Below are 22,702 nucleotides of genomic sequence, written 5' to 3'. Positions count from 1 at the left end.
TAGCCGTCGACCCGTTATCCAGCCAATCGGCTGGGGGGGCATGGGCAAGATTCATAAGGCAAAAAGAGCCATTGCCGTGCACAATCCAGCCCTTTTACGCTTGCCAGGGATTGCTCGATGACTGAGGTTCGTTACCCGCGTTTCAAAGTGTTCATGATCTTTATCCTGTGCCCTCTGGTGCCGGGGTTTGTCGCGGGGCTGATCAATAGCGTGCTGCTGGTGGCGCATATCGCCACTCATCCACGGCTGATCGGCGAAGTGCATGGCGCCGAGATCCTGCTGATGCCGTTGCTGGCGCCGCTGGTGGCGGTCCTGGTGTTTTTCCTGCCGTTGTTCGGCCTGGCGCTGGGGGTGTCCCTGCTCAAGGTCAGGCGCTCGGCGCGCAGCTGCAACGCCTTGGCGCTGCTCGGCGCCGTGCTCGCCACCGGCTGGGTGTCGCTGTTTATCCGTGAGGTGGTCAAGCACAGCGAAAGGGCCCGCTATGACGACTACTGGCTGGGGCTGTTCCTGGTGTTCCTGGCCGCCCTCGTCACCTGCTGGTCGACGGCGCGGCTGTTTCTGCCGAAAAAACCTATGGTGCCTCATCAGTAACTACGCCGGGCCGGCGTTGGTCACAGCAGGTCCATCTCTTTGGCGATGGTGGCCAGTTCGATGGTGGTGCGCACCCCGAGTTTCTTCAGCACGTTGATCTTGTGTCCGCTGATGGTCTTGTTGCTCAGGTTGAGCTTGCTGGCGATTTCCAGGTTGCTGTAGCCGCTGGCCAGCAATTGCAGGATCACCAGTTCCTTGTTGGTCAGGTTGCTCAGTGCGTCATTGGCGGCGTGGCCGATTCCCCGGTACATCTCCAGTACCTCCCTGGGGAAATACAGATAGCCGTCGGCCAGGGCATTGAGGCCCTTGACCAGTTCCTGCAGGCCGGCGCTCTTGCTGATGAAGCCCATGGCCCCGGCCTGCATGCAGCGCACGCCGTAGGTGCTGGCGCGATTGGCGGTGAATACCAGGGTCTTGACCTCCAGGTTGTCCATGGCAATGCGTTGCAGGACCGAGAGCCCGTCCAGATTGTCCAGGCTGATGTCCAGCAGCATGTAGTCCGGGCGCAGTTTGCGAATCTTCTCCAGCGCGTCGAAGCCGTCGGAGGATTCGCCGATCGGCTTGTAGCCATGTTCTTCAAGCAGCTCGGTCACGGCGGCACAGATGATCGGATGGTCGTCGACGATCAGTACACGTTTGTTGTTCATGAGGCCCTCGGAAGACACGCAAGGGAGAGCAGGTGGTTTTCGTTGCGAAAAATGGGTCACTCGACGGTCACTGTCTTTGTTGTAGGGCTCCGGGCCTGATGACCCGTTGCAGGGGATCAAGGATTGTTTGCCTGGCCGAGGAGCGCCGGCATGAGCCCGGGGGCGCGAAGGCGTTGCCAGCGGCGCCAGCATGTTAGTTCAGAAAAACGGGCAGTGGATTCGTGCAAGAAACGCCTTGTCGGTTTCCAAGAAGCTTCTTGCCAGGGCCTTCACGCTGTCCTTGAGGGGCGTTCTCAAGTGGGAAGTTTGCGCTGTTGCACCTGCCGCTCAAGGACTGAGGGCAGGTCACTGGCGGCAGATCGGAGGTCTGTCTGCGAGGGCTGGGAACTGGTTACGGCGCTTTCAACAGCACATAGGCTTCGCCGCCACGGCGATCGTGCATGAGGATGAAGGTCTGCCCGTCGAGGGTGATCTTGGTCGGCACGCTCTGTGCCAGCGCAGTGCTGGAGAACTTGCCGGCCATGCTCAGAAACTGCTGGGTCAGGGAGCTGTCGTTCTGGCTCGGGGTGGTGATCGCACACTCCTTGCCGGCCTGGACCTGGACCCCCAGGGTCTGGTCCTCGTTCATGCCCATCTTGGCGAAGCCGGCATCGGTGAGTTGAAGAATGCCGTGGGCCCGGGCGGCGGTTTCGGCACCGGCGAAGGACGGCGCGGACTTCAGGCAGACATCGCGAAAGGCCAGGATGCCGGCGGAGGTGATGGTGGGTTCCTGCCGGATTTCCCGGGTCACGCTGGAACAGGCGCTGAGCAGCGCCAGAGCGGCGAGAAGTGAGGCTAGGGGGGCGGTGCGGGGCAGAATGTTCATGGAAATTCCTTGCAAACGGGCCGGCCAGGGCGCGGGAAATGGTGTGTGCCGAGTGAGGCGTCGGCGCTCTAGCAGGTTAGGCAGCGGCACCGTGCAGATCAATCTTTTGTGTGACATCCGCCCGGCCAGCACCGATGGGCGAAGGGCTGGCGCAGTAATTGCGTGCCTGCTGCATCCGTTCAGCGAGGGGGCCGGTGGCCATGCAGTTACGAGCGTTGCGTTACTTCCACGAGGTGGCCCGTTGCGCCTCCCTGCGTCAGGCGGCGGAACGCCTGTACGTGACTCCGACCGCCGTGAGCCGGCAGATCGAGCAGTTGGAGCACTTCTTCGGCACTGCGCTGATCGAGCGTGGCCCGCGGGGCATCCGCCTAACGGTGGAAGGTGAGTGCCTGGCCGAGCAAGTCACCTCGACCTTGCGCGGCTTCGATCAGGTGCGCGATGTGATTGCCAGCCGCCAGAGCCAGGTGGCGGGCAGCGTCAGCATCCATGTGTCGGAAAGTATCGTTTCCAGCGTGCTGGCGCCGGTGCTTGCGGCGTTCAACCGGGCCCATCCGAAAGTCACCTTCAATATCGTCATCGCCAGTGCCGGCGCCACCCTCGATGCCCTGTGCAGCGGCGAGGCCGACCTGGGGCTGGCCTTCTACCTGCCGGAACGGGCCGAGGTGGAAGTGACCGCCCATTGCCAACTGTGGCACCGGGTGCTGGTGAGCGCCGAGCACCCCTTTGCCCAGTGCCCGAGCATTCGCCTGGCGGACCTTGAGGGCCAGCCCCTGGCCATTCCCGACTCGGCCTACGGCGTGCGCCAGGCCCTGGAGGGGGCGGCGAAGAAGCGTGGGGTGAGCATTCTGCCGGTGTTTACCACCAGCTCCCTGGAGGTACAGAAAAGCCTGGCCCGCCAGCGCGCGGCGGTGCTGATCCTGCCCCAGGTGGATGCCGAGGCCCGGGACCTGGGGGATGGCCTGGTGGCGGTGCCGATCGATGACGAGCACCTGGAGCGGATCCGCGTCGACCTGTGCGTGGTACGCAACCGGCCCTTGTCGGTGGCGACCCTGAAATGCCAGGAAATGCTGGCCCGCGCCATGCAACGCCATAGCCTGGCGTAGGAGCGGGCTTGCCCGCGAAGGCGTCCGCCAGGGCGATGCAAGGCTGACGGGCCTCTTCGCCGGCAAGCCGGCTCCTACGGAGGAGGGGCGGTGGTCAGAACAGGTTGAACGGGAAATTCCCCACCAGGCGGAACTCGTCATAGCTGCCGTCGATCTGCCCGCCACTGGCGCGGTGGTTGTAGACGATGGTGCGCAGCACCGCGTCCTTGAGCCGCCCGGACTGCACCACATACGCCAGCATCAGGCCGTTCTCGTCGTGCTGGGCGCCGTCCAGGCCGCGCACGTTGTAGCCGCGGTTGCGGCCGTTGCGATCGCCGTCGTAGTGCGTGCCGTCGATGCCCCAGCCCTTGGCGTGCCACAGGCTGGCGCTCAGCCCCGGCACGCCGTAGCCGGCAAAGTCCAGGTCGTAGCGCAGTTGCCAGGACTTTTCATTGGGGTCGTTGTAGTCCGAGTACAGCGAGTTGGCCATGTAGTTGCCGGTGGACTCCCAGACATAGTCGAAGTACTCGTTGCCGAACACCTGCTGCCAGGCCAGGGTCAGGCTGTGGGCCTGATGGCTGCCGGTCAGCGCCAGGCTCAAGGCGTCGTTGTCGATGTAGCCCAGGCGCTGCTGGCCCTGATCCCGGGTGTGGTAGAAGTTGAACGCGGTCTTCAGCGCCAGTAGGCTTTTGTCCCCGGCGCGGTGGGTCAGGCCCAGGTAGTACTGGTCCCACATGTTCTCGAAGCGCGAAGCGTAGAGGCTGCCTTCCAGGCCCAGGCCGGGCTTGACCGTCGCGCCCAGGTAGCTGATGTGCTCGCCGCTGTAGGCGCGGTTGCCGAAGGTGGTGGTCAGGCGCTCGCTGCCGGTGCCGGTGCGCGGGATGGCCCGGTCGAAGCGGCCGGCCTGCAGCGACAACCAGTCGGTTTCATTGCTGTACAGGCCCACGCCCTGGAAGCTTGAGGGCAGGGCGCGGTTGTCCTTGTAGCGCAGCACCGGGTTGTCGGTCATCAGGCGCCCGGCCTTGAGCTCGGTGTTGGACAGGCGCAGGCGCACATCGCCGATGCCCAGGCGGCTCCAGGTGGGCAGGGCGTCGCCGTCGCTGTCCACCAGAACCCGGTCGCCGCCGTTGGCCACCCGGCCGTGGCCGCGCTCCAGGTTGACCGCGCTGAACAGCGCCGCATCCACGCCAAGGCCGATCAGGCCCTGGGTGTAGCCGGAGCTGTACTTGAGCATGCCGGTCTGTACCCAGGTTTCCCGCACCCGGGTGCGCTGGTTGCCGTCGGGTTTCTTGATCGTCAGGTAGGTGTCGCGCTGGGTGTGCTGGTTGGAATAGTAGTGACGCAGGTTGAGGTCCAGGTGGCTGCCCTCGATGAAACCCGGCGCTTGCTCCTGCTGGCTCGGGCGCGGGTTGTCCTGGGCGATGACGGCGGTACTGGCAGCCAGTGCCAGGGTGAAGAGTACAGGCTGTTGCATGGTGCTTCCCCACAAATCAAAGGCGTCGTTCCACCGCCCGGCCGCGGTTATGCGCGGCCGGCAGGGTAGAGAAAAACGCGGTGCCGAAAAAGGGTATTGGGCCGTGAGGCGAATGCTCAGCGGGCGCGGGCTTCTGCGAGCCGTTGGCCGGGGTGGCTGCGCCCGGGTGTTTGCGGGCGGGTTTCCTTGGCGAACCAGGCGGCGGTCAGGCACACCAGGTTGGCCACCAGCAGGTAGCCCACCGGCGACATCGGGTTGCCGGTGGTGCCGATCAGCCAGGTGATGATGATCTGCGCGGTACCGCCGAAGGCCGCCACGCCAAAGGCGTAGACGATGGAGAAACCGGTGGAGCGCACCGCCCTGGGAAAGCTCTCCACCAGCAGCACGATCAGCGCCGCGCCGCTCATGCCGTGCAGGCCGGAGAGCACCGCCAGGGTCAGCAGGAAGGTCGTCGGGCTGGGGTGTTCGGTCATCAGTTGCAAGGCCGGGAACAGCACCAGCAACAGCACCACCCGTGGCGCCATGAGGATGGTGCGGCGGCCGAAACGGTCGCAGAGCATGCCGCCGGCAATCGCGCACACCGCCATGGCCGCGCCGGCCACCAGGGTCGAGAGCATGGAGATGCTGGTGGGCAGCTTGAGTTCGGTGAGGGCGAAGGTGGTCATGTAGTTGATGAAGTACTGGGTGATGGTGCTGCCCGACAGAATCAGCAGCCCCAGCACCAGGGCCCGGCGATGCTCGCCGAACACCTGGCGCACCAGGCTGCCGGTGCTGGCTGCTTCGCCCTGGCCATGGAAGGTTTCCGCCAGGTTGCGGCGGATGTAGATGCCGATCGGCAGCACCAAGAGGCCGAACACGAAGGGCACGCGCCAGCCCCAGGTGTTCAGGTCCTCAGGCGACAGCACCTGGGTCAGGGTGTAGCCTACGGTGCCGGCGGCCATGGCGGCCACGCCCTGGGCCACCACCTGCCAGCAGGCATAGGTGCCGCGCTTGTGCGCTGGCGCGGCTTCAAGAATGTAGGTGGTGGCGGGGCCGGCCTCGCCGCCCCAGGCCAGGCCCTGGATCAGCCGGGTGATTACCAGCAGGATCGGCGCGGCGATGCCGATGCTCTCGTAGCTGGGCAGGATGGCGATGCTGCCGGTGCCCACGGCCATCATCACCAGGGTCAGGAGCATCGCCGGCTTGCGCCCGACGCGGTCGGCGTAGGCGCCGATCAGCACCGCCCCCAGGGGCCGCACGATAAAACCCACGCCGAAGGCGGTGACCGACAGCATCAGGCTGACGAAGGCGCTGTCGGAGGGAAAGAAGGTGTGGCCGATCATCACCGCGAAGGTGGCGTAGACCCCGAAATCGAAGAACTCCACGGCATTGCCGAGGATCACCGCGAACACGCTGCGCTTGCCCCCGGGGACATTCGGTGCTTCAGGGTCGTGGTGCTGGGAGTGGGTGGAATCGTGACTGTGCATACTGGCCCCTCGAATTTTTATTCATAGGTTGCCCAGGCCCCGGGCGGCGAGGCCCGGAGCTGGGGTGAAGGTGGCAGTTTCGGTGTGTCAGTGGGACGGCGGATTCGGCCAGCTGTGGATTGCTCCGCGCCAGCTCTCATAGGTCTTGGCCACTTGCAGCAGCCATTGATCGGCAAAGCGCGGGGCGATCATCTGCAGGCCGATGGGCAGGCCATCGGCGGCGAAACCGCAGTTGATCGACAGCGCCGGTTGTTCGCCCATGTTCCAGGGCAGGGTGAAGACGATGTGCTCGAACGGCTGTTGCGGGTCGTTGCTGGGCGACGGCCACTGCGCGGGAAAACGGTTGACCTGGTTGGTGGGCGACAGCACCAGGTCGAACTCGCTGAACACCTGGGCGGCGCGCCGGCGCATCTCGAAGGTCTGGTTGAAACCCAGCACCGCCTCGACCCCGGACAACTCGGCCCCCGGCGCCGCCCAGTCGCGGATGTACGGCAGCACCTTGGCAAACTGCTCGGCGCCCAGGGCCGAGAGCTCCGCCCATTGCCGGGCGCGCCAGAAGCGGTCGAGGCCGTCCAGTTGCGCGCGGTCCATGATCGGCGCCAGGGGGCGCACCTGGGCGCCGTGGCTTTCGAACCATTTCGCGGCGCGCTCCACCGCCTCACAGACAAAGCTTTCCGGCTGCAGCCCGGCGCCGGGCTCCAGCATCAGGCCGATCTTCAAGCCGTTGACCGACACCGGCGCATCGCTCCAGTCGCTGGTCAAGGGCGGCAGGCTGGTGGCGTCCCGGGCATCGGGCTTGGTCAGGTAGTGCATCATCAGCACCGCGTCATCGACGCTGCGGGTCATGGGCCCGGCGCAGCGCCCGGTGTAATACGGGTCGATGGGAATCCGCCCCAGGGTCGGCTTGAACCCCACCAGCCCACACCAGGCGGCCGGCAGGCGCACCGAGCCGCCGATGTCGGTGCCGATGTGCAGCGGCCCGTAACCGGCCGCGGCGGCCGCAGCGGCGCCGGAACTGGAGCCACCGGTATTGCAGGCAGTGTTCCAGGGATTGCGGGTAATACCGTGGAAGCTCGACAGCCCCGAGGACAACATGCCGAAATCCGGCACCGTGGTCTTGGCCAGGAGGATCGCCCCGGCCTCACGCATCCGCGCGGCGGGTGGCGCATCCTGCAACGCCGGCTTGAGCGTGGTGGCCGCGCTGCCCAGGGGAATCGGCGTGCCCTGGGTGGCGATCAACTCCTTGACCGTCACCGGCACCCCGTCCAGCGGGCCATTGGGCGTGCCCTTGTTCCAGCGCTCGGTGGCGGCCTGGGCCTGCAGGCGCACCTGCTCCGGATCGAAGGCGTAGAGCGCACGGATATGCGGCTCCCAGCGCCCGATATGGGCCAGCAGGTGTTCGTAATAGTCCAGGGGAGAAAGCTGACGGCTGGCGAATTGCGCCAGCAATTGAGCGGTGGATAGATCGTGCAAATCAGTCATCGAACGCATCCTTGTGTCGGGCGTCAGTCGGGTTGCTGATGACCCGACTGTAGCGCTTGCACCTTAGCCCAACCATCACAAAGGACGCAGCCGGGTGTTGCGTTTTTGTGAGCACTGCGGCGCTGTCTCCTCCCGCATCATTGATTGCGGCCCCCCGTATCCCACGCAATACCGGAACCTTGTGCAGGAGCGGGCTTGCCCGCAAAAGCGGCCTCAGATTTTCCTAGTGATACAAGAACAGCAGAGGGCTACCGAGGCAGCTTTTGACTTCTTCGACCGGCACGCACTGAGGGCCGACGCCTTCGGAGTACTTGCTGGTCAGTCGGGCAAAGCAGGCTGCATTGGTCAGGGCTTGTTGGTAGATTTTCGAGTTTTTAGTGGCAGATAAATCCAGCTCGGCGGTCAGGCTAAAACCTGTTTCAAAGAGGCTTCCGACACTTTTCTCGACATCCAGCGCGAACAGGTATTTGTCCCAACAGGCCTTGTATTGCGGGGTGGAATAAGGTGAATCGGTATGAAGGGATAACTTGCTGCGCATATTGAGATCGCCCACGATGAAGTAATACTCGGGCCGAGGAATCCAGGCTATTGCGTCTCCGTAGCCACGGTAGTCCGCTTTTGCATATTCGCCTTTGAGAAAAGCCGCTTTGCCCCGTGCCTCGGCTTCTTTTGCGTATTTGATATTCTTCTTGTTGTTTATTCCTTTTTTATAATTCTTCACAACTCGCTTGAGTGTCTCCCAGTTTGTTATGTACCTGTCGTCAGCATCCATTGCGAATGCTGTTGCATCGTGGAGGGGAACCAGGGACATGCTAAAAAAACAAAGGATGTTAAGAGTGAGAGTTCTCATCATTGTGTTCTCGCTGGTTTGCCTTTGACAATAAGAGTTCCCACGCTGTTGCCATCGGGACTGCGATGACTGACAAGCGCTTCATGAATCGCAGACCATCGATTCAAACTGACAACGGTGACACATCCTTCCGAGACATTGCCGACGTGAACGTACCGGCTCTTATCTCCATGGTCAATTGGAAACCACACTTGGTGGTGGGACAGGTTGGGGTACTCAGCCTTGTATGGCTCGGTATAGTCTTTTGCGTGTGGCACATCGGGTAAAAGGATGCTGTAAGTACCCGGCGGTATGGGAGAGTATGTAAGACCCCAGGCTGTATTCATTGCAGCTTCGAAGTGAATGCCATCGAGCGTCCCATTGGCCAGCTGCTGCGGTAATGCTCTATCTCTGGTGATTGACATCCACTTGTCATTGAAGCGCCCGTAGACCATGACAAGTTCGACAGGCTTCTTTTTAGGCGCAATTTTGCCAAGGTATTCCTTGGCATTGGCTTCAGATAGAAATGCGGTTTTACCTTTGTGCGCGCCCTCAAGAATCTTGAAATATGTCTTCTGATCTTTTGTGAACGTTAATGTGACCCTGCAATACTTGAAAAGAAATGGCCAGTTCTCGCGAGGGACGTTGTCCATGCCAACAAGCAGCCAGCCACTTTCGTTGGGGACTTTGTTGATGTAGCGCGTGACGTCCGCAAGTACTCGCTGGATATGTCCCGGAGTGGTCGTGGTTGTGCCGCTGCCTGACCATAAAGGGTTGTTCATTGCCTAGTCTCCCTGAGTGTTTTTTGATGGGCTAATCGGTGGTTGGACTGATCGTGAACGGTTGAATCTCAATGCTGCTGGCAATTGAAAGTCATGGTGTGCGCGGGTTGAGTTAATAGCTGGCTGGCATCTGTTATTGGCTCAAAAAAATCATCGCATTGCTTTGTCTCGAACAGAGAAAGTGCGATCAAGTAAAGCTTTCAGAAGGCAGGATGTATGTGGGAGTTTTCTTATTGTCAGTGGCGACTGGTCTGCTAGAAGGCTATTTTTCGGCCGATCCATGTCGCCCGGTAGATTGTGCTCCGAACGAGAGGAACGGCTTCAGCAAAACCTGTGTGCTGTTGCCAAGGGCGAGGCAGTAAACATCCTCGCTCAGCGCTTACTTATGTAAGTACTGGCTTGTCAGCGAAGACGGCTTTTCTGTACAAGGTTCGCGGACCTTTTTCGCCAGCAAGCCGGCGCGGCGGTTCATCTCAAGTTGTGCGCTTCATCGTGACAGGTATTCAAGCGGATTCAGGGATGGGGCAGAACAGCAATGACTAGCATCAGTGATACCTTCGACCAGCTCTGTGCACTGGCCGCTTTGTCCTATGACGAGACGGGCGACACGCGCTTCGAGTCGCGTTTGCTGGATATCCTGAACCTGGTGAAGTCTTATCCGCAGGCCCGGGATCTGTTTGTAGAGAAATTCAAGATCATGCTGTCTTCTCGCGTTACGCCCTTGGAGGTTGTGGAGTTCTGCATGCGGGAGCTGCAATGGGAGGAAGTCAAGTGCTTCGCCTTGGCGCTTTACCAGCCCTCCATCAATCCTCGCAGTCAAGCCTTGGCGGGACTTATCAGTGCTTACGAAGAGGTTTGGCCGGACGAAGACCTCTATCGGTACTACTCCAACCGATCGTTGTAGGAGCGGGCTTGCCTTCGAAGGCGGCCTCAGAATTACCCATAACCAACCGATCCCTGCGCACGATGACTGTTGGATACCGGCCTCAGAATTTTCCTAGTGATACAAGAACAGCAGGGGGGTACCGAGGCAGCTTTTGACTTCTTCGACCGGCACGCACTGAGGGCCGACGCCTTCGGAGTATTTGCTGGTCAGTCGGGCAAAGCAGGCTGCATTGGTCAGGGCTTGTTGGTATATTTTCGAGTTTTTAGTGGCAGATAAATCCAACTCTGCAGTTAAGCTGAAGCCTCTTTCAAAGTGGTCTATTACGCTACTACGTGCATCTAGGGCGAACAGGTATTTGTCCCAGCAGGCTTTGTATTCTGGGGTGGAATAAGGTGATTCAGTATGAAGGTGCAACTTGCTGCGTAGTTGTATGTCGCCAATTATAAAGTAGTACTCTGGTCTGGGAATCCAGGCCAGTGCGTCGCCATAGCCATGGAATTCAGATTTTACATAATCATTGTTTAGAAATGCCTCTTTTCCCCTTGCTTCAGCTTTGCTTGAGTTTTCAATGTTTTTTTTGTTTTTTATTCCGGATTTATATCTTTTTATGATCTGGTTGAAAAATTCCCAGTCGGTTATGTAGCGTTCGTTAGTATCTGATGCGCACGCACTTATATGAGGCAAGGTGGCGAGCAATGCAGTGAGGATGGACCATGCGTATAAATTTTTTTTGCGCATTACTTTGCTCTCTCTGGCTTGCCTTTTACAATAAGGTTGCCCACGCTTTTTCCATCGGAGGAGCGATGGCTAATAAGCATTTCTTGAATTTCAGACCATTTATCCAGGCTTATGACAGTGATGCACCCTTCCGATACATTACCTACGTGAACGTATCTGCTCCTGTCACCATGATCAATTGGGAACCATACTTGATGGTGAGACAGGTTGGGGAACTCTTTTTTATATTGTTGGGTGTAGTTTTTCGAGTGAGGGAAGTCAGGTAGCAATATCTTGTAAGTGCCAGCTGGAATAGGGAAGTATATACCGTTCCATACTGTATTCATTGTTGCTTTGAAGTTGAGATTGTTAATGTTTCCATTTGCTATTTGTTGTGGGAGATGTTCGTTTCTAGTTATTGATTTCCAGTTTTGATCTAAGCGTTCATAGTTCATGATAAGCTCGATAGGCTTCTGTTTTGGTGCGATTTTTCCAAGGTATTCCTTTGCGTTTGTCTCTGATAGGAATGCAACTTTTCCTTTGTGAGCTCCTTCAAGGACTTTGAAATAGGTCTTATTGTCTTTAGTGGTTATTAGTGTAACCTTTCAATACTTGAAAAGCTGTGGCCAATTCTCGCGAGGGACATTGTCCATGCCAACAAGCAGCCAGCCACTTTCGTTGTGAATTTTATTGACGTACCGAGTTATATCAACGGTAACTCTCTGGGGGGCGCCGCGAGAGGGGGTCGTTGTAGCGGTATGAGACCATAAAGGATTGGCCATTGCACAATCTGCCTGATTGTTATTGAACGATCGATTAATGATTCGTATCAATTGTGAGGTGTTGAGCTTCAATGCTCGTCGCAATTGGTTTTTTTGTCTGTGTGGTCAGGCTGCTTGGCAAACTAGCAGGAGAGGTTTTAAGTCGAGTTGCAGTGTTTATCCTCCAAGAAAATCGAAAAAGCTCGGATGATTAGATCTTTCAAAAGGCGTTATGTCTGTGAGGATTCTCTTATTGTATGTGGCGATTGATCTGGTAGTTCGATACTCTTCAGTTTCTCTATATGCCTGGATAGAGAAAGCTCAGGTAAAAACCTCTATTGGGCATATGACGTCCATGCAGTTGCCAATGGCGAGTGCGGCATTGCCCTCGCCATTGACGGGGTTCAACTTATGGCCTGGGTGCGCAACTGACGACCCAGCACATCCAGGACATCGCAGCCATCGCGCAGCGGAATGGCGCAGATCAGCGCCAGCTCTTGCAGCACCACGGCATCGCCGGGGATGTCGGGGCGGGCGGCGAAGTTTTCCAGCAGTTGAGTGACGGCGCGGATGCGATAGGCGGCTGCTTCGTACAGCACATCGGCAGGGGCCTGGGTATCGATCAGCAGGGAGGGAATGGTGCAGTCGTGGCCGGTGATCGGCATGTATCTGTTCATAAGTAACGCCTCGGTCGGTTGAGAGCGCCACTGGATCGTCGCCAAACGAAAGGTGGCAGCTGTACGCAGGTTGGCGAACCGGGACCGGGGAGCCGGCAGACCCATAGGTCTCCCGCGTACAGCCGCCATATAGGCAGCGTTACAGATGCGAAAAGCCCTGCAAATAAGCGCAGGGCTCTCGCACACGGTCATCGGGTCGCCAAACCCGTTCGTCATCAGGACGACTCGGGACTATAGGCATGTACCCAAAAACGGAACAAGGCACTGGCAGGACAGGACTTTCTGAGTTTGCTGTAGGACTCAGGAGCGCGAGTGTGGATCAAGCGCGCCACAGGTTCAATGGCGGGGCTCAGTCGAAGCCGATGCTTGAGCTGTGGCGGGTTTCGCGGTCGTGCAACTGGTCGATATTGGTTTCGTAGGTGCATTGGCCGCTGCAGTGGTGCTCGTAGCTGATGGCCGGCTTGAACGGCAACTTGAGCTTCGGCGTGTCGCTTTCTGGCGCCGGGGCCTGGGCGGTGGCCGGCAACGGCGGTTGTGGGTAGCTCAGGTCTAGGCCCGCGGCCTGGGCCGAACAGGTGGCCATCAGTAACAGGGCCGGGAAAAACACTTTGCAACTGAACATCATCGAATCCGCGTGGCCATAAAAGGGTTGCCGATTATAACGAGCCAGGGGCGAAAAATTTAACCGCACGGGCTCTGGCACAGGCTTTTCGCGCTGTTTTCGCGGCCTTGGGTTTTCGCACCGTGAAACATTTGTCATGGGGGCGCGAGACGGGGCGCTCCTACACTGCAAGTCACCTCCATGGCCAAGGACACTTCCCATGCCGGCAAAATCCACCACCAGCATCCTCGATACGGTTGAAGGCCGGCGCCTGCAAGGCAGCGAGGCCGAGCACTGGCGCCAGTGGGGGCCGTACCTCAGCGAGCGGCAGTGGGGCACGGTGCGCGAGGACTACAGCGCCGACGGCGATGCCTGGAGCTACTTCCCCCACGAGCACGCTCGCAGCCGTGCCTACCGCTGGGGCGAGGACGGGCTGGCGGGGTTTTCCGACAAGGCCCAGCACTGGTGCCTGGGGCTGGCGCTGTGGAATGAACACGACAGCATTCTCAAGGAGCGCCTGTTCGGTCTGAACAATGCCGAGGGCAACCACGGCGAGGACGTCAAGGAGCTGTATTTCTACCTCGACGGCGTGCCCAGCCATGCCTACATGCGCATGCTCTACAAGTACCCCCAGGCGGCCTTTCCCTATGCCGATCTGGTGGAGGAAAACGCCCGGCGTGGTCTGTCTGATGCCGAGTACGAGATCCTCGATACCGGGGTGTTCGAGGACAACCGCTACTTCGATGTGACGGTGGAGTACGCCAAGCACACGGCCGATGACATTTTCATGCACGTCACCGTGCACAACCGTTTTCACCAGCCGGCCCGCTTGCGGGTGCTGCCCCAGGTCTGGGCGCGCAACACCTGGAGCTGGGGTGGCGACGCGCCGCGACCGAGCCTGCGCCTGCAGGGCGACCGGGTGCTGGCGCGGCACGGGCAACTGCCCGAGCGGCAGATCACCGCCTGGGGCGCCGAGCCTTGCCAGTGGCTGTTCTGCAACAACGACAGCAACTTCCCCAAGCTGGACAGGCTGGCGGCGCCGGGGCCGTTCAAGGACGGCATCAACGACTATCTGGTGGGCGGGCAGGCCAGTGCGGTGGCCTTGGATGGCGGCACCCGGGTGGCGGCGCATTTCGTCCTGGAGCTGGCGGGCGGCGAGAGCAAGCGCCTGTTCCTGCGCTTTGCCCCGGCCGGTAGTGAACCGGTCAGCGCCCGCCAGCTGTTCGAGCAGCGTCGGCGCGAGGCTGATGAGTTCTACGCGGCCCTGCAGCAGGGCATCGAAAGCGCGGATGCGCGCAATGTGCAGCGTCAGGCCCTGGCCGGGCTGCTGTGGTCCAAGCAGCTGTATTACTTCGACGTCAACCAGTGGCTGGACGGCGACCCCGGGCAGCCGGTGCCCCCTAGCGAGCGTGAGCACCTGCGCAACACCCATTGGCGCCATCTGTCCAACTGCGACATCGTTTCCATGCCCGATACCTGGGAATACCCCTGGTACGCCTCCTGGGACCTGGGCTTCCAGGCGGTAGCCTTCGCCCTGATCGACCCTGGCTTTGCCAAGCAGCAGCTGTTGCTGTTGGTGAAAGACCGCTTCATGCACCCCAACGGCCAGCTGCCGGCCTACGAGTGGCGCTTCGATGATGCCAACCCGCCGGTGCACGCCTGGGCCTGCTGGCGGGTCTATCAGCAGGAAAAGGCCCTGACCGGCGTGGGTGACCTGGATTTTCTCGAACGCATCTTCCACAAGTTGCTGCTGAATTTTTCCTGGTGGGTCAACCGCAAGGACGCCGAGGGCCGCAACCTGTTCCAGGGCGGTTTTCTCGGCCTGGACAATATCGCCCTGTTCGATCGTTCCGCGCCGTTGCCTGATGGCTTCACCCTGGATCAGGCCGACGGCACGGCCTGGGTCGCGGCCTACGCCCTGGACCTGATGCGCATCGCCCTGGAGCTGGCCAAGCGCAACGGCGTGTACGTGGACATTGCGGTGAAGTTCTTCGAGCACTTCCTGTATATCGCCGGGGCCATCAACCGCGTGGATGAAAGCGCCGAGGGGCTGTGGGACGAACAGGACCAGTTCTTCTACGACGTGCTGCACCGCCCTGATGGGCAGAACGAACCCTTGCGCCTGCGCTCCATCGTTGGCCTGATGCCGCTGTTCGCGGTGCAGGTGCTGGAGCAGCACGAGCACGAGAACCTGCCGGGGCTGGCCCAGCGCCTGCTGGGTTTTTTGCATCATCGTCCGGACCTGGCGAGCCTGGTGTCGCGCTGGTACGAGCCGGGCAAGGGCAACCGCATGCTCCTGGCGCTGTTGCGCGGCGAGCGCACCAAGGACCTGCTCAAGCGCATGCTCGATGACAGCGAGTTCCTTTCGGACTTCGGTATCCGCTCGCTGTCCAAGGCCTTCGAGCAGCCGTTCGTCATGCAGGTCGACGGCAAGCAGCTGTGCGCCCGCTATGTGCCGGCGGAGTCCGATTCACGGCTGTACGGTGGCAACTCCAACTGGCGCGGGCCGCTGTGGATGCCGATCAATTACCTGCTGATCGAATCCCTGCGCGAGTTTCATCGTTATTACGACGTCAACTTCTCGGTGGAGTACCCGCAAGGTTCCGGGTATCTGGCGTCCCTGGAGGAAGTGGCCGATGGCTTGAGCCAGCGTCTGGCGCGTTTGTTCCTGCTGGACGAGGACGGGCGCAGGCCGTCCATGAGCGGCTACCCGCAGTTGCAGGTGGCGGCCGAGGACCGCGAGCTGGTGCTGTTCCATGAGTACTTTCATGGCGAAACCGGGCGCGGATTGGGGGCTAGTCACCAGACCGGCTGGACGGCGCTGGTGGCCTTGCTGTTGCAGTCGGGAAAATGAAACCGCCCGGTGCTTAGCCGGGCGGTGATGGATCGTGCATCGATCGTGGATCAACCCACCAGGGCGATGTCCTGGGGCTTGGCCCAGGCTTCGATCAGTCGCTCCGGGGTGCAACAGGTCTTGCGCTTGTAGACGAAGTTGCTGCACTTCTCGGCGAAGCCCTTGCGGTTTTGCACCATGTCCATGTGCATCTCTTCCAGCTCGGCGTTGCGGCAGTGCTGCATCAGCTGCGGGTCGGCGTCCAGCTTGCGCTGGCGCAGGTGCTGGTAGCGCGGGTCGGTGAGGACGCCATTGGCTCGTTGCAGCAGCCACAGGCCGAATTCGTCCGGGCAGCGTGGGCCGATCTCCTGGACCATGCCCATCTGCAGGGCCTGGAGGGCGCTGATGGGCAGGCAGGCTTCGGTCAGTTGCTTGGCCATGGCCTGGCCGACGGCGCGGGGCAGGCTGTAGGTCCAGTATTCGGAGCCGTACAGGCCCATGCTCTTGTAGTGCGGGTTGTACACGGTGTCAGCGCGGGCCAGGACCACGTCCGCGGCCAGGGCCAGCATCAGGCCGCCGGCGCCGGCATTGCCGGTCAGGCCGCTGACCACCAGTTGGCGGGCGCTGAGCAGTTCCAGGCAGACGTCGTCGATGGCCTGGATATTGGCCCAGGCTTCCAGGCCCGGCACTTCGGCGGCCTGGATCACGTTCAGGTGCACACCGTTGCTGAAGGCACCACGGCCGCCGCGCACCAGCAGCACCTGGGTGTCCCGGGCCTTGGCCCAGCGCAGGGCACTGACCAGGCGCTGGCATTGTTCGGTGCTCATGGCGCCGTTGTAGAACTCGAAGGTCAGCTCGCCGACTCGGCCGGACTCGCGGTAGCGGATCGGCTGGTAGGGCTCGGTGCTGAATGGGCTGCTGGATACCGACCAGTCCAGTACCGGGACATCGGCCAGGCGTTCGCCGAGCACGTGGCGGGCGGGGCGCTTGAAGGTTTCCTCGCCGGGTTGCGGCTTGAGGCGCAGGGAGCCGATCCACAGGCTGTGATCGCCGCAGGCCACCAGCACGGCGTCGTCGTGCACCGCCAGCAGTTGCCCGGGCATGCCGGTGCGTGAGTCCAGGTGGGCGTCGTACACGTAGTACTGGCCGCCGGCGAGGCTGGCGAGAACGCCGGGCTGGCCGTCGGCGGCGTCGATGCTGCGTTTGATGAATTGCGCGCTGTCGTGCCAGCTGAAGGTGCGGTCGCATTGCTTCATGTTCGGCTGCAGGCGGCCGAGCACCGCGGGGTTGTCGTAATCCAGGGGCACGGGGGTAAAGCCGTTGCGGAATTTTTCCACCACGTCGCGGATGCAGTGGATGGCGGCGTCGCTGACCAGGCCGTTGTACAGCTCGGATTTGCGCAGGCCGGCGGGCAGGTTGAATTCATGGGTCGACCAGATCGGCCCGGCGTCCATTTCTTCCACCGCCTGCAACGCGGTGACGCCCCAGCGCTTGAGCTCCTTGCTGATGGCCCAGTCCAGGGCGCTGGCGCCACGGTCGCCGACTATCCCTGGGTGGATGATCACCACCGGGCGCTTGGGGTTGCTCCACAGCTGTTGCGGCACCCGGTCCTTGAGGAACGGGCAGATCACCAGGTCGGCCTCGGCTTCTTCGATCTGCCGGCAGACCTCTTCTTCACCGGTGAACAGCACCACGCTGGGGCGATGCCCGGCCTGGCGCAGGTCGAGCCAGGCGCGTTGGGTCAGGCCGTTGAAGGCGGTGGACAGCAGGATGATCTTCAGTGATCGCATAAGCAGACTCTTCCGTGAGTGATAGCGGTGTGGCAAAGGGCTCCGGCTGTGCCGTCCCTGGCCGCGATGGAGGCGCAAGAGTAGAGGGGGGCTGCTGCGCGAGAGCTGACCGAGATCAATCAAGCGTGCCGCCTGGACGCTGAGCCGCCCAGTGGTATTGATCCAGGGCAAACACGCGGGCTAGAGGCTTTGCGTGGTCCAGAAACGACAAATCCCGCCACAGGGGCGGGATTTGTCTACAGCCGGACCTTGCGGGTCTTAGGCTGGGAACAGCTCGCTCAGTTTCATGGCCAGCATCATGTCGCCTTCGGCGCGCAGTTTGCCGCCCATGAAGGCTTGCATGCCGTCGGTTTCGCCGGTGACGATGCCGTTCAGGGTTTCACCGTCCATGACCAGGGTGACCTGGGCGTCCGGGTTCTCGCCTTCCTTGAGTTCGCAGGTGCTGTCCTTGACCACCAGCGAGAAGTGCTTGGAGTCATCGATGCGGAAACCGAAAACCAGGTCCAGGCCGGCAGCGGCAGCTGGGTTGAACTTGGCTTTCATGGCTTGTACGGCGTCAGCTACGGAGGTCATGGTTCGATCCTTTTATGGGGTGGTTACAGCAAGGGTCACAGTTAGCCGGGCTCAACGGAAGGTGATGAGCTCCGGGGCCTTCAACAGTTGCAGATGGGCATGACCGTTGAAGGAAGCCAAAGACACCTCGCGCCCGCGGAACTTCAGTTGGTTGAGCGAGGTGTTGACGATTTGCCAATTCAGTTCGAACGCCTGCTGCGCGGGCATCCGGGTGATCAGGTGGAGCAGGGCGGTGATGGTGCCGCCGGAGGTGAACACGGCGATCTTCTGTTGATTGTTGGCCGCTTCGAGAATCCGCTGCAGGCCGCCCTGGACCCGCTCGACGAAACCCAGCCAGCTTTCCAGTCCCGGCGGGTCGTAGGTGCCGGCCAGCCAGCGCTGGATGATCAGGGCGAAGATGCGCTGGAACTCGGCGCGGTTCTGCGCGGCATTGCGCAGGATGTTCAGGGCTTCGGGTTCCTGGGGCAGCAGGTCGGGCAGCAGGGCGCGGATGATGGCATCGGCGTCGAATTCGTTAAAGGCGGAATCGATTTCCAGGGACGGCTGGCCAACACCGGCGGCGCTCATCTGTTCCATGGCGGTGTGCGCGGTGTGCTGCTGGCGTCTCAGGTCGCCGGACAGGCAGCGATCGAAGCGGATGCCCAGCGCCGCCAGATGCTCGCCGAGCACTGCAGCCTGGCGCACGCCGGTGGCGGACAACACGTCGTAGTCGTCTGCACCGAAAGAGGCTTGGCCATGTCGAATCAGATAGATGCTGCCCACGTCCGTGTCGTCCCGGTACGTTGAAAGTTTTGCGAGGTTATGAGGATGCCGGTGAGCTGTCAATGAAAAAACATACGCTTGTTTGAAATGCTTGTTGGAGCCTCGTAACACGAGGTTTCGCGACTGGTGGCCGACCGGTCGCGCCGGTATGCTTTAGCCCATTGCGCTGCCGGTTGGCAGCGGTTCATGTTTGAGGAGTCCCTGTGGAGTTTTTCGCCGAATACGCCAGTTTCCTGGCCAAGACCGTGACCCTGGTGGTTGCCATCCTGGTGGTGCTGATCACCGCCGCTGCGCTGCGCAGCAAGGGCCGGCGCAAGGGGGTAGGGCAGTTGCAGGTCAGCAAGCTGAATGATTTCTACAAGGACCTGCGCGAGCGCCTGGAGCAGAGCCTGCTGGACAAGGATCAGCTCAAGGCCCTGCGCAAGGCGCAGAGCAAGACTGAAAAGACCCAGAAGAAGCAGAAGAAACAGCCTGCCGAAGCCAAGTCCCGGGTCTTCGTGCTGGACTTCAATGGCGATATCAAGGCCTCGGCTACCGAAGGCCTGCGCCACGAGATCACCGCCTTGCTGAGCCTGGCCACGCCCAAGGATGAGGTGGTGCTGCGTCTGGAAAGTGGTGGCGGCATGGTGCACAGCTATGGCCTGGCCTCCTCGCAGCTGGCGCGTATCCGCCAGGCCGGAGTGCCGCTGACGGTGTGCATCGACAAGGTGGCGGCCAGTGGCGGCTACATGATGGCTTGCATCGGCGAGAAGATTATCAGCGCGCCGTTCGCCATCCTCGGTTCCATCGGCGTGGTGGCGCAGTTGCCCAACGTCAATCGCTTGCTGAAAAAACACGACATCGATTTTGAAGTGCTCACCGCTGGTGAGTACAAACGCACCCTGACGGTGTTTGGCGAGAACACCGAGAAGGGCCGGGAGAAGTTCCAGGAAGACCTGGACGTGACCCATCAGTTGTTCAAGAACTTCGTGTCCCGCTATCGCCCGCAACTGGCCATTGATGAAGTAGCCACCGGTGAAGTCTGGCTGGGCGTGGCAGCGCAGGAGAAGTTGCTGGTGGACGAGCTGCAGACCAGCGATGAGTACCTGGCGGAAAAGGCCAAGAATGCCGAGGTGTTCCACCTGCACTATGCCGAGCGCAAGAGCCTGCAGGAGCGCGTAGGCCTGGCCGCCAGCGGTTCCATCGACCGCGTGCTGCTGACCTGGTGGAGCCGCCTGACCCAGCAGCGCTTCTGGTAACCCCCGCATTGCAGGCGCCGGCTTTGTAGGAGCTGGCTTGCCAGCGAAGGCGGCCGCAAGGTTTGTACAAGGCTCAAGGGCCTCTTCGCCGGCAAGCCGGCTCCTACAGTGGTTGGAGTTGGGAGAGCCGATACAAAAAAGCCCTGAACCGGGAAACCGGTTCAGGGCTTTTTGTTGGCGCCAGGCTTTAGCGGCGACGGAACAGCGGTAGCGGTTCGTCGGTGGCGGCCTGGTAGGTCACCGAGAAGTCCTTGAGGCTTTCCAGGGCTTCGTAGGGGTCCTTGTCGGCCCGCAGGGCATAGGCGTCGAAGCCGCAGCGGTGCAGGTAGAACAGCTGGTCGCGCAACACGTCGCCAATCGCTCGCAGTTCGCCTTTGTAGCCATAACGGTCACGCAGCAGGCGGGCGTTGGAGTAGTTGCGGCCATCGGTGAAGGCCGGGAAGTTCAGGGCAATCACCTGGAAATGCTCGACGTCGTCACCGATTTCCTCGGCTTCTTCGTCCGCATCCAGCCATACGCCCAGGCCGCCATCGCGGGCCTTGAGGGCGTGAGCATGATCGCGCCACAGGGCCAGCGGCACGATCAGGTCGTCGCAGTTGGAGATGCCGTCGAGGGTCGCGTCCTTGGGCAGCAAGTGCCAGGTTTCGTCGATGACCTCGTTGTTCTTAATGATTCGCTGCATAGACGCGCTCCTTGAAGAGGTCGATGCCAATACGTTGATAGGTGTCGATGAAGCGTTCGTCTTCGGTACGTTGTTCCACGTACACGTCGATCAGCTTCGAGATCACGTCGGGCATGTCGTCCTGGGCGAACGACGGGCCGAGGATCTTGCCCAGGCTGGCGTCGCGGCTGGCGCTGCCACCCAGGGACACCTGGTAGAACTCCTCGCCTTTCTTGTCCACCCCGAGGATGCCGATATGGCCCACGTGGTGGTGACCGCAGGCGTTCATGCAACCGGAGATGTTCAGGTCCAGCTCGCCGATGTCGAACAGGTAGTCCAGGTCGTCGAAACGGCGCTGGATGGATTCGGCGATCGGGATCGACTTGGCGTTGGCCAGGGAGCAGAAGTCACCGCCCGGGCAGCAGATGATGTCGGTCAGCAGGCCGATGTTCGGCGTGGCAAAGCCGTTTTCACGCAGCTCGCCCCACAGGGTGAACAGCTGGCTCTGCTCGACGTCGGCGAGAATCACGTTCTGTTCATGGGAGGTGCGCAACTGACCGAAGCTGTAGCGGTCGGCCAGGTCGGCGATGGCGTCGAACTGCTTGTCGGTGACATCCCCCGGCGCTACGCTGGTGGGTTTGAGCGACAGGGTCACGGCCACGTAGCCCGGCTTTTTGTGGGCCAGGGTATTGCGCGCGCGCCAGCGGGCGAAGCCCGGGTGCTGTTTGTCCAGGGCCGCCAGTTCGGCGTCCTGGTTGCTCAGGGCTTTGTAGTCCGGGTCGACGAAGTGCTTGGCCACGCGATGCACTTCGGCTTCGGTGAGGGTGGTCTGGCCGCCGCGCAGGTGGACCATTTCCGCCTCGACCTTCTCGGCGAACACTTCAGGGGTCAGGGCCTTGACCAGGATCTTGATCCGCGCCTTGTACTTGTTGTCACGACGGCCGTAGCGGTTGTAGACCCGCAGGATGGCGTCGAGGTAGCTCAGCAGGTCCTGCCATGGCAGGAACTCGTTGATGAAGGCGCCGACCACCGGAGTGCGGCCCAGGCCACCGCCCACCAGGACCCGGAAGCCCAGCTCGCCGGCGGCGTTGTACACCGGCTCCAGGCCGATGTCGTGGACTTCGATGGCTGCGCGGTCGGACGTCGAGCCATTGATGGCGATCTTGAACTTGCGCGGCAGGTAGGCGAATTCGGGGTGGAAGGTGGTCCACTGGCGGACGATCTCGCACCAGGGGCGCGGGTCGATCAGCTCGTCGGCCGCGACCCCGGCGAACTGGTCGGTGGTGACGTTGCGCAGGCAGTTGCCGCTGGTCTGGATCGCGTGCATCTGCACGGTGGCCAGCTCTGCGATGATGTCCGGCACGTCTTCCAAGGCCGGCCAGTTGAACTGCACGTTCTGCCGGGTACTGATGTGCGCGTAGCCTTTGTCGTAGTCGCGGGCGATCTTGGCCATCATCCGCGCTTGGCGCGAGGTCAGTTGGCCGTAGGGCACGGCGACCCGCAGCATCGGGGCAAAACGTTGGATATAGAGGCCATTCTGCAGACGCAGGGGGCGGAATTCTTCTTCGCTCAGCTCGCCTGCCAGATAGCGTCGGGTCTGATCACGGAACTGCTTGACGCGGTCCTCGATGATCCGCTGATCGTACTCGTCGTATACGTACATATAGGTCCAGTTCTCAGGCTACAGGTGGCACACCAGCGCACACGCTCAACGCCACCCATGTAAGCAAATCTGCGCGCACGGCCGCGCACTCCCTTCAGAGCCGGCGAACGATACCAGTTTGTGGTTATGCGCAAAAGTGATGTTTGAGTATATGAAAAGAACCAAAACGACTAACGGTAGGGGAGATCCAGTAACCCCATTTGTGGTAGGGGCAATCCTGAGCTTAACTGTGATCGTGTCTTTGAGCCGTCACCAACAAAATCTACTAGAGGCGATGCTATGAGCCATCCAACCAAAACAAGGAAAAGTGACAGTAGCGTTG

General features: G+C 61.1%; 21 protein-coding genes. 5 read left to right on the top strand and 16 right to left on the bottom strand.

From position 1 onward, the window contains the following. The first annotated feature begins 117 nt into the window (after positions 1 to 117). A complete protein-coding gene (locus GWQ44_RS10875; RefSeq protein WP_275927297.1) occupies positions 118 to 591 on the top strand; it encodes a hypothetical protein in 474 nt (157 codons plus the stop codon). Positions 592 to 611: 20 nt separating this feature from the next. Here GWQ44_RS10875 and GWQ44_RS10870 read toward each other — a convergent pair whose 3' ends face one another. Beyond that, the gene (locus GWQ44_RS10870) at positions 612 to 1,238 is read right to left on the bottom strand and encodes a response regulator transcription factor (protein ID WP_179600925.1); all 627 of its coding nucleotides are present in this window, start codon (positions 1,236 to 1,238) and stop codon (positions 612 to 614) included. Positions 1,239 to 1,629: 391 nt separating this feature from the next. After that, complete coding sequence (locus tag GWQ44_RS10865) at positions 1,630 to 2,103, bottom strand: hypothetical protein (RefSeq protein WP_047305047.1); 474 nt, start codon at positions 2,101 to 2,103, stop codon at positions 1,630 to 1,632. A gap of 200 nt (positions 2,104 to 2,303) precedes the next feature. Here GWQ44_RS10865 and GWQ44_RS10860 point away from each other — a divergent pair, with 200 nt between their 5' ends. Further along, the gene (locus GWQ44_RS10860; protein WP_042940577.1) at positions 2,304 to 3,206 is read left to right on the top strand and encodes a LysR family transcriptional regulator; all 903 of its coding nucleotides are present in this window, start codon (positions 2,304 to 2,306) and stop codon (positions 3,204 to 3,206) included. A gap of 94 nt (positions 3,207 to 3,300) precedes the next feature. Here GWQ44_RS10860 and GWQ44_RS10855 read toward each other — a convergent pair whose 3' ends face one another. The 5 genes from GWQ44_RS10855 to GWQ44_RS10835 form a co-directional block, all read right to left on the bottom strand. After that, positions 3,301 to 4,659 (bottom strand): OprD family outer membrane porin, encoded by a 1,359-nt coding sequence (locus GWQ44_RS10855; protein ID WP_275927296.1) that lies wholly within the window; start codon positions 4,657 to 4,659, stop codon positions 3,301 to 3,303. A 116-nt stretch (positions 4,660 to 4,775) separates the two neighbouring features. Next, on the bottom strand, positions 4,776 to 6,125 hold the full coding sequence (locus GWQ44_RS10850; RefSeq protein WP_275927295.1) for a citrate-proton symporter: 1,350 nt from the start codon (positions 6,123 to 6,125) through the stop codon (positions 4,776 to 4,778). Between the two features lie 87 nt (positions 6,126 to 6,212). Then, complete coding sequence (locus GWQ44_RS10845; RefSeq protein ID WP_275927294.1) at positions 6,213 to 7,607, bottom strand: amidase; 1,395 nt, start codon at positions 7,605 to 7,607, stop codon at positions 6,213 to 6,215. 223 nt (positions 7,608 to 7,830) lie between these two features. Beyond that, positions 7,831 to 8,379 carry a hypothetical protein gene (locus GWQ44_RS10840; protein WP_275927293.1) on the bottom strand — a complete coding sequence of 183 codons (549 nt, stop codon included), beginning with the start codon at positions 8,377 to 8,379 and terminating at the stop codon, positions 7,831 to 7,833. Positions 8,380 to 8,456: 77 nt separating this feature from the next. After that, complete coding sequence (locus GWQ44_RS10835; RefSeq protein WP_275927292.1) at positions 8,457 to 9,218, bottom strand: hypothetical protein; 762 nt, start codon at positions 9,216 to 9,218, stop codon at positions 8,457 to 8,459. Between the two features lie 535 nt (positions 9,219 to 9,753). Here GWQ44_RS10835 and GWQ44_RS10830 point away from each other — a divergent pair. After that, positions 9,754 to 10,122, top strand: a complete 369-nt coding sequence (locus GWQ44_RS10830) for a hypothetical protein (RefSeq protein ID WP_275927291.1) — start codon at positions 9,754 to 9,756, stop codon at positions 10,120 to 10,122. A 93-nt stretch (positions 10,123 to 10,215) separates the two neighbouring features. On the opposite strand, the gene GWQ44_RS10825 is transcribed toward GWQ44_RS10830, so the two are convergent. The 4 genes from GWQ44_RS10825 to GWQ44_RS10810 all read right to left on the bottom strand — a co-directional run bounded on the left by GWQ44_RS10825 (position 10,216) and on the right by GWQ44_RS10810 (position 12,881). Then, on the bottom strand, positions 10,216 to 10,842 hold the full coding sequence (locus tag GWQ44_RS10825; protein ID WP_275927290.1) for a hypothetical protein: 627 nt from the start codon (positions 10,840 to 10,842) through the stop codon (positions 10,216 to 10,218). Beyond that, positions 10,842 to 11,276, bottom strand: coding sequence for a hypothetical protein (locus GWQ44_RS10820; protein ID WP_275927289.1), 435 nt, complete (start codon positions 11,274 to 11,276; stop codon positions 10,842 to 10,844). Before GWQ44_RS10820 ends, GWQ44_RS10825 begins: the two co-directional genes overlap by 1 nt. A gap of 710 nt (positions 11,277 to 11,986) precedes the next feature. Further along, complete coding sequence (locus GWQ44_RS10815) at positions 11,987 to 12,259, bottom strand: hypothetical protein (protein ID WP_047305039.1); 273 nt, start codon at positions 12,257 to 12,259, stop codon at positions 11,987 to 11,989. Between the two features lie 349 nt (positions 12,260 to 12,608). Then, the gene (locus GWQ44_RS10810; RefSeq protein ID WP_275927288.1) at positions 12,609 to 12,881 is read right to left on the bottom strand and encodes a hypothetical protein; all 273 of its coding nucleotides are present in this window, start codon (positions 12,879 to 12,881) and stop codon (positions 12,609 to 12,611) included. Positions 12,882 to 13,080: 199 nt separating this feature from the next. Between GWQ44_RS10810 and GWQ44_RS10805 the strand changes: the two genes are divergently transcribed. After that, positions 13,081 to 15,714 (top strand): glucosidase, encoded by a 2,634-nt coding sequence (locus GWQ44_RS10805; RefSeq protein WP_275927287.1) that lies wholly within the window; start codon positions 13,081 to 13,083, stop codon positions 15,712 to 15,714. 50 nt (positions 15,715 to 15,764) lie between these two features. Here GWQ44_RS10805 and GWQ44_RS10800 read toward each other — a convergent pair whose 3' ends face one another. The 3 genes from GWQ44_RS10800 to GWQ44_RS10790 form a co-directional block, all read right to left on the bottom strand. Further along, positions 15,765 to 17,483, bottom strand: a complete 1,719-nt coding sequence (locus tag GWQ44_RS10800) for a hydrogenase maturation protein (RefSeq protein WP_103739656.1) — start codon at positions 17,481 to 17,483, stop codon at positions 15,765 to 15,767. Positions 17,484 to 17,741: 258 nt separating this feature from the next. Then, a complete protein-coding gene (locus tag GWQ44_RS10795) occupies positions 17,742 to 18,056 on the bottom strand; it encodes an SCP2 sterol-binding domain-containing protein (RefSeq protein WP_016966424.1) in 315 nt (104 codons plus the stop codon). A 51-nt stretch (positions 18,057 to 18,107) separates the two neighbouring features. After that, positions 18,108 to 18,818, bottom strand: coding sequence for a histidine phosphatase family protein (locus GWQ44_RS10790; RefSeq protein WP_016966423.1), 711 nt, complete (start codon positions 18,816 to 18,818; stop codon positions 18,108 to 18,110). Positions 18,819 to 19,021: 203 nt separating this feature from the next. Here GWQ44_RS10790 and sohB point away from each other — a divergent pair, with 203 nt between their 5' ends. Beyond that, positions 19,022 to 20,056, top strand: a complete 1,035-nt coding sequence (gene sohB / locus GWQ44_RS10785) for a protease SohB (protein ID WP_275927286.1) — start codon at positions 19,022 to 19,024, stop codon at positions 20,054 to 20,056. A gap of 187 nt (positions 20,057 to 20,243) precedes the next feature. On the opposite strand, the gene GWQ44_RS10780 is transcribed toward sohB, so the two are convergent. Together GWQ44_RS10780 and GWQ44_RS10775 are read right to left on the bottom strand one after the other, a co-directional pair. Next, the gene (locus tag GWQ44_RS10780; RefSeq protein WP_016966421.1) at positions 20,244 to 20,738 is read right to left on the bottom strand and encodes a DUF934 domain-containing protein; all 495 of its coding nucleotides are present in this window, start codon (positions 20,736 to 20,738) and stop codon (positions 20,244 to 20,246) included. Then, positions 20,722 to 22,380 carry a nitrite/sulfite reductase gene (locus GWQ44_RS10775; RefSeq protein ID WP_275927285.1) on the bottom strand — a complete coding sequence of 553 codons (1,659 nt, stop codon included), beginning with the start codon at positions 22,378 to 22,380 and terminating at the stop codon, positions 20,722 to 20,724. Before GWQ44_RS10775 ends, GWQ44_RS10780 begins: the two co-directional genes overlap by 17 nt. Between the last annotated feature and the right edge of the window lie 322 nt (positions 22,381 to 22,702).

It is taken from the genome of Pseudomonas sp. 3MA1 (genome assembly GCF_029237275.1).
GTDB lineage: Bacteria > Pseudomonadota > Gammaproteobacteria > Pseudomonadales > Pseudomonadaceae > Aquipseudomonas > Aquipseudomonas fluorescens_AP.
This window is presented reverse-complemented; position numbering and strand designations above follow the sequence as displayed.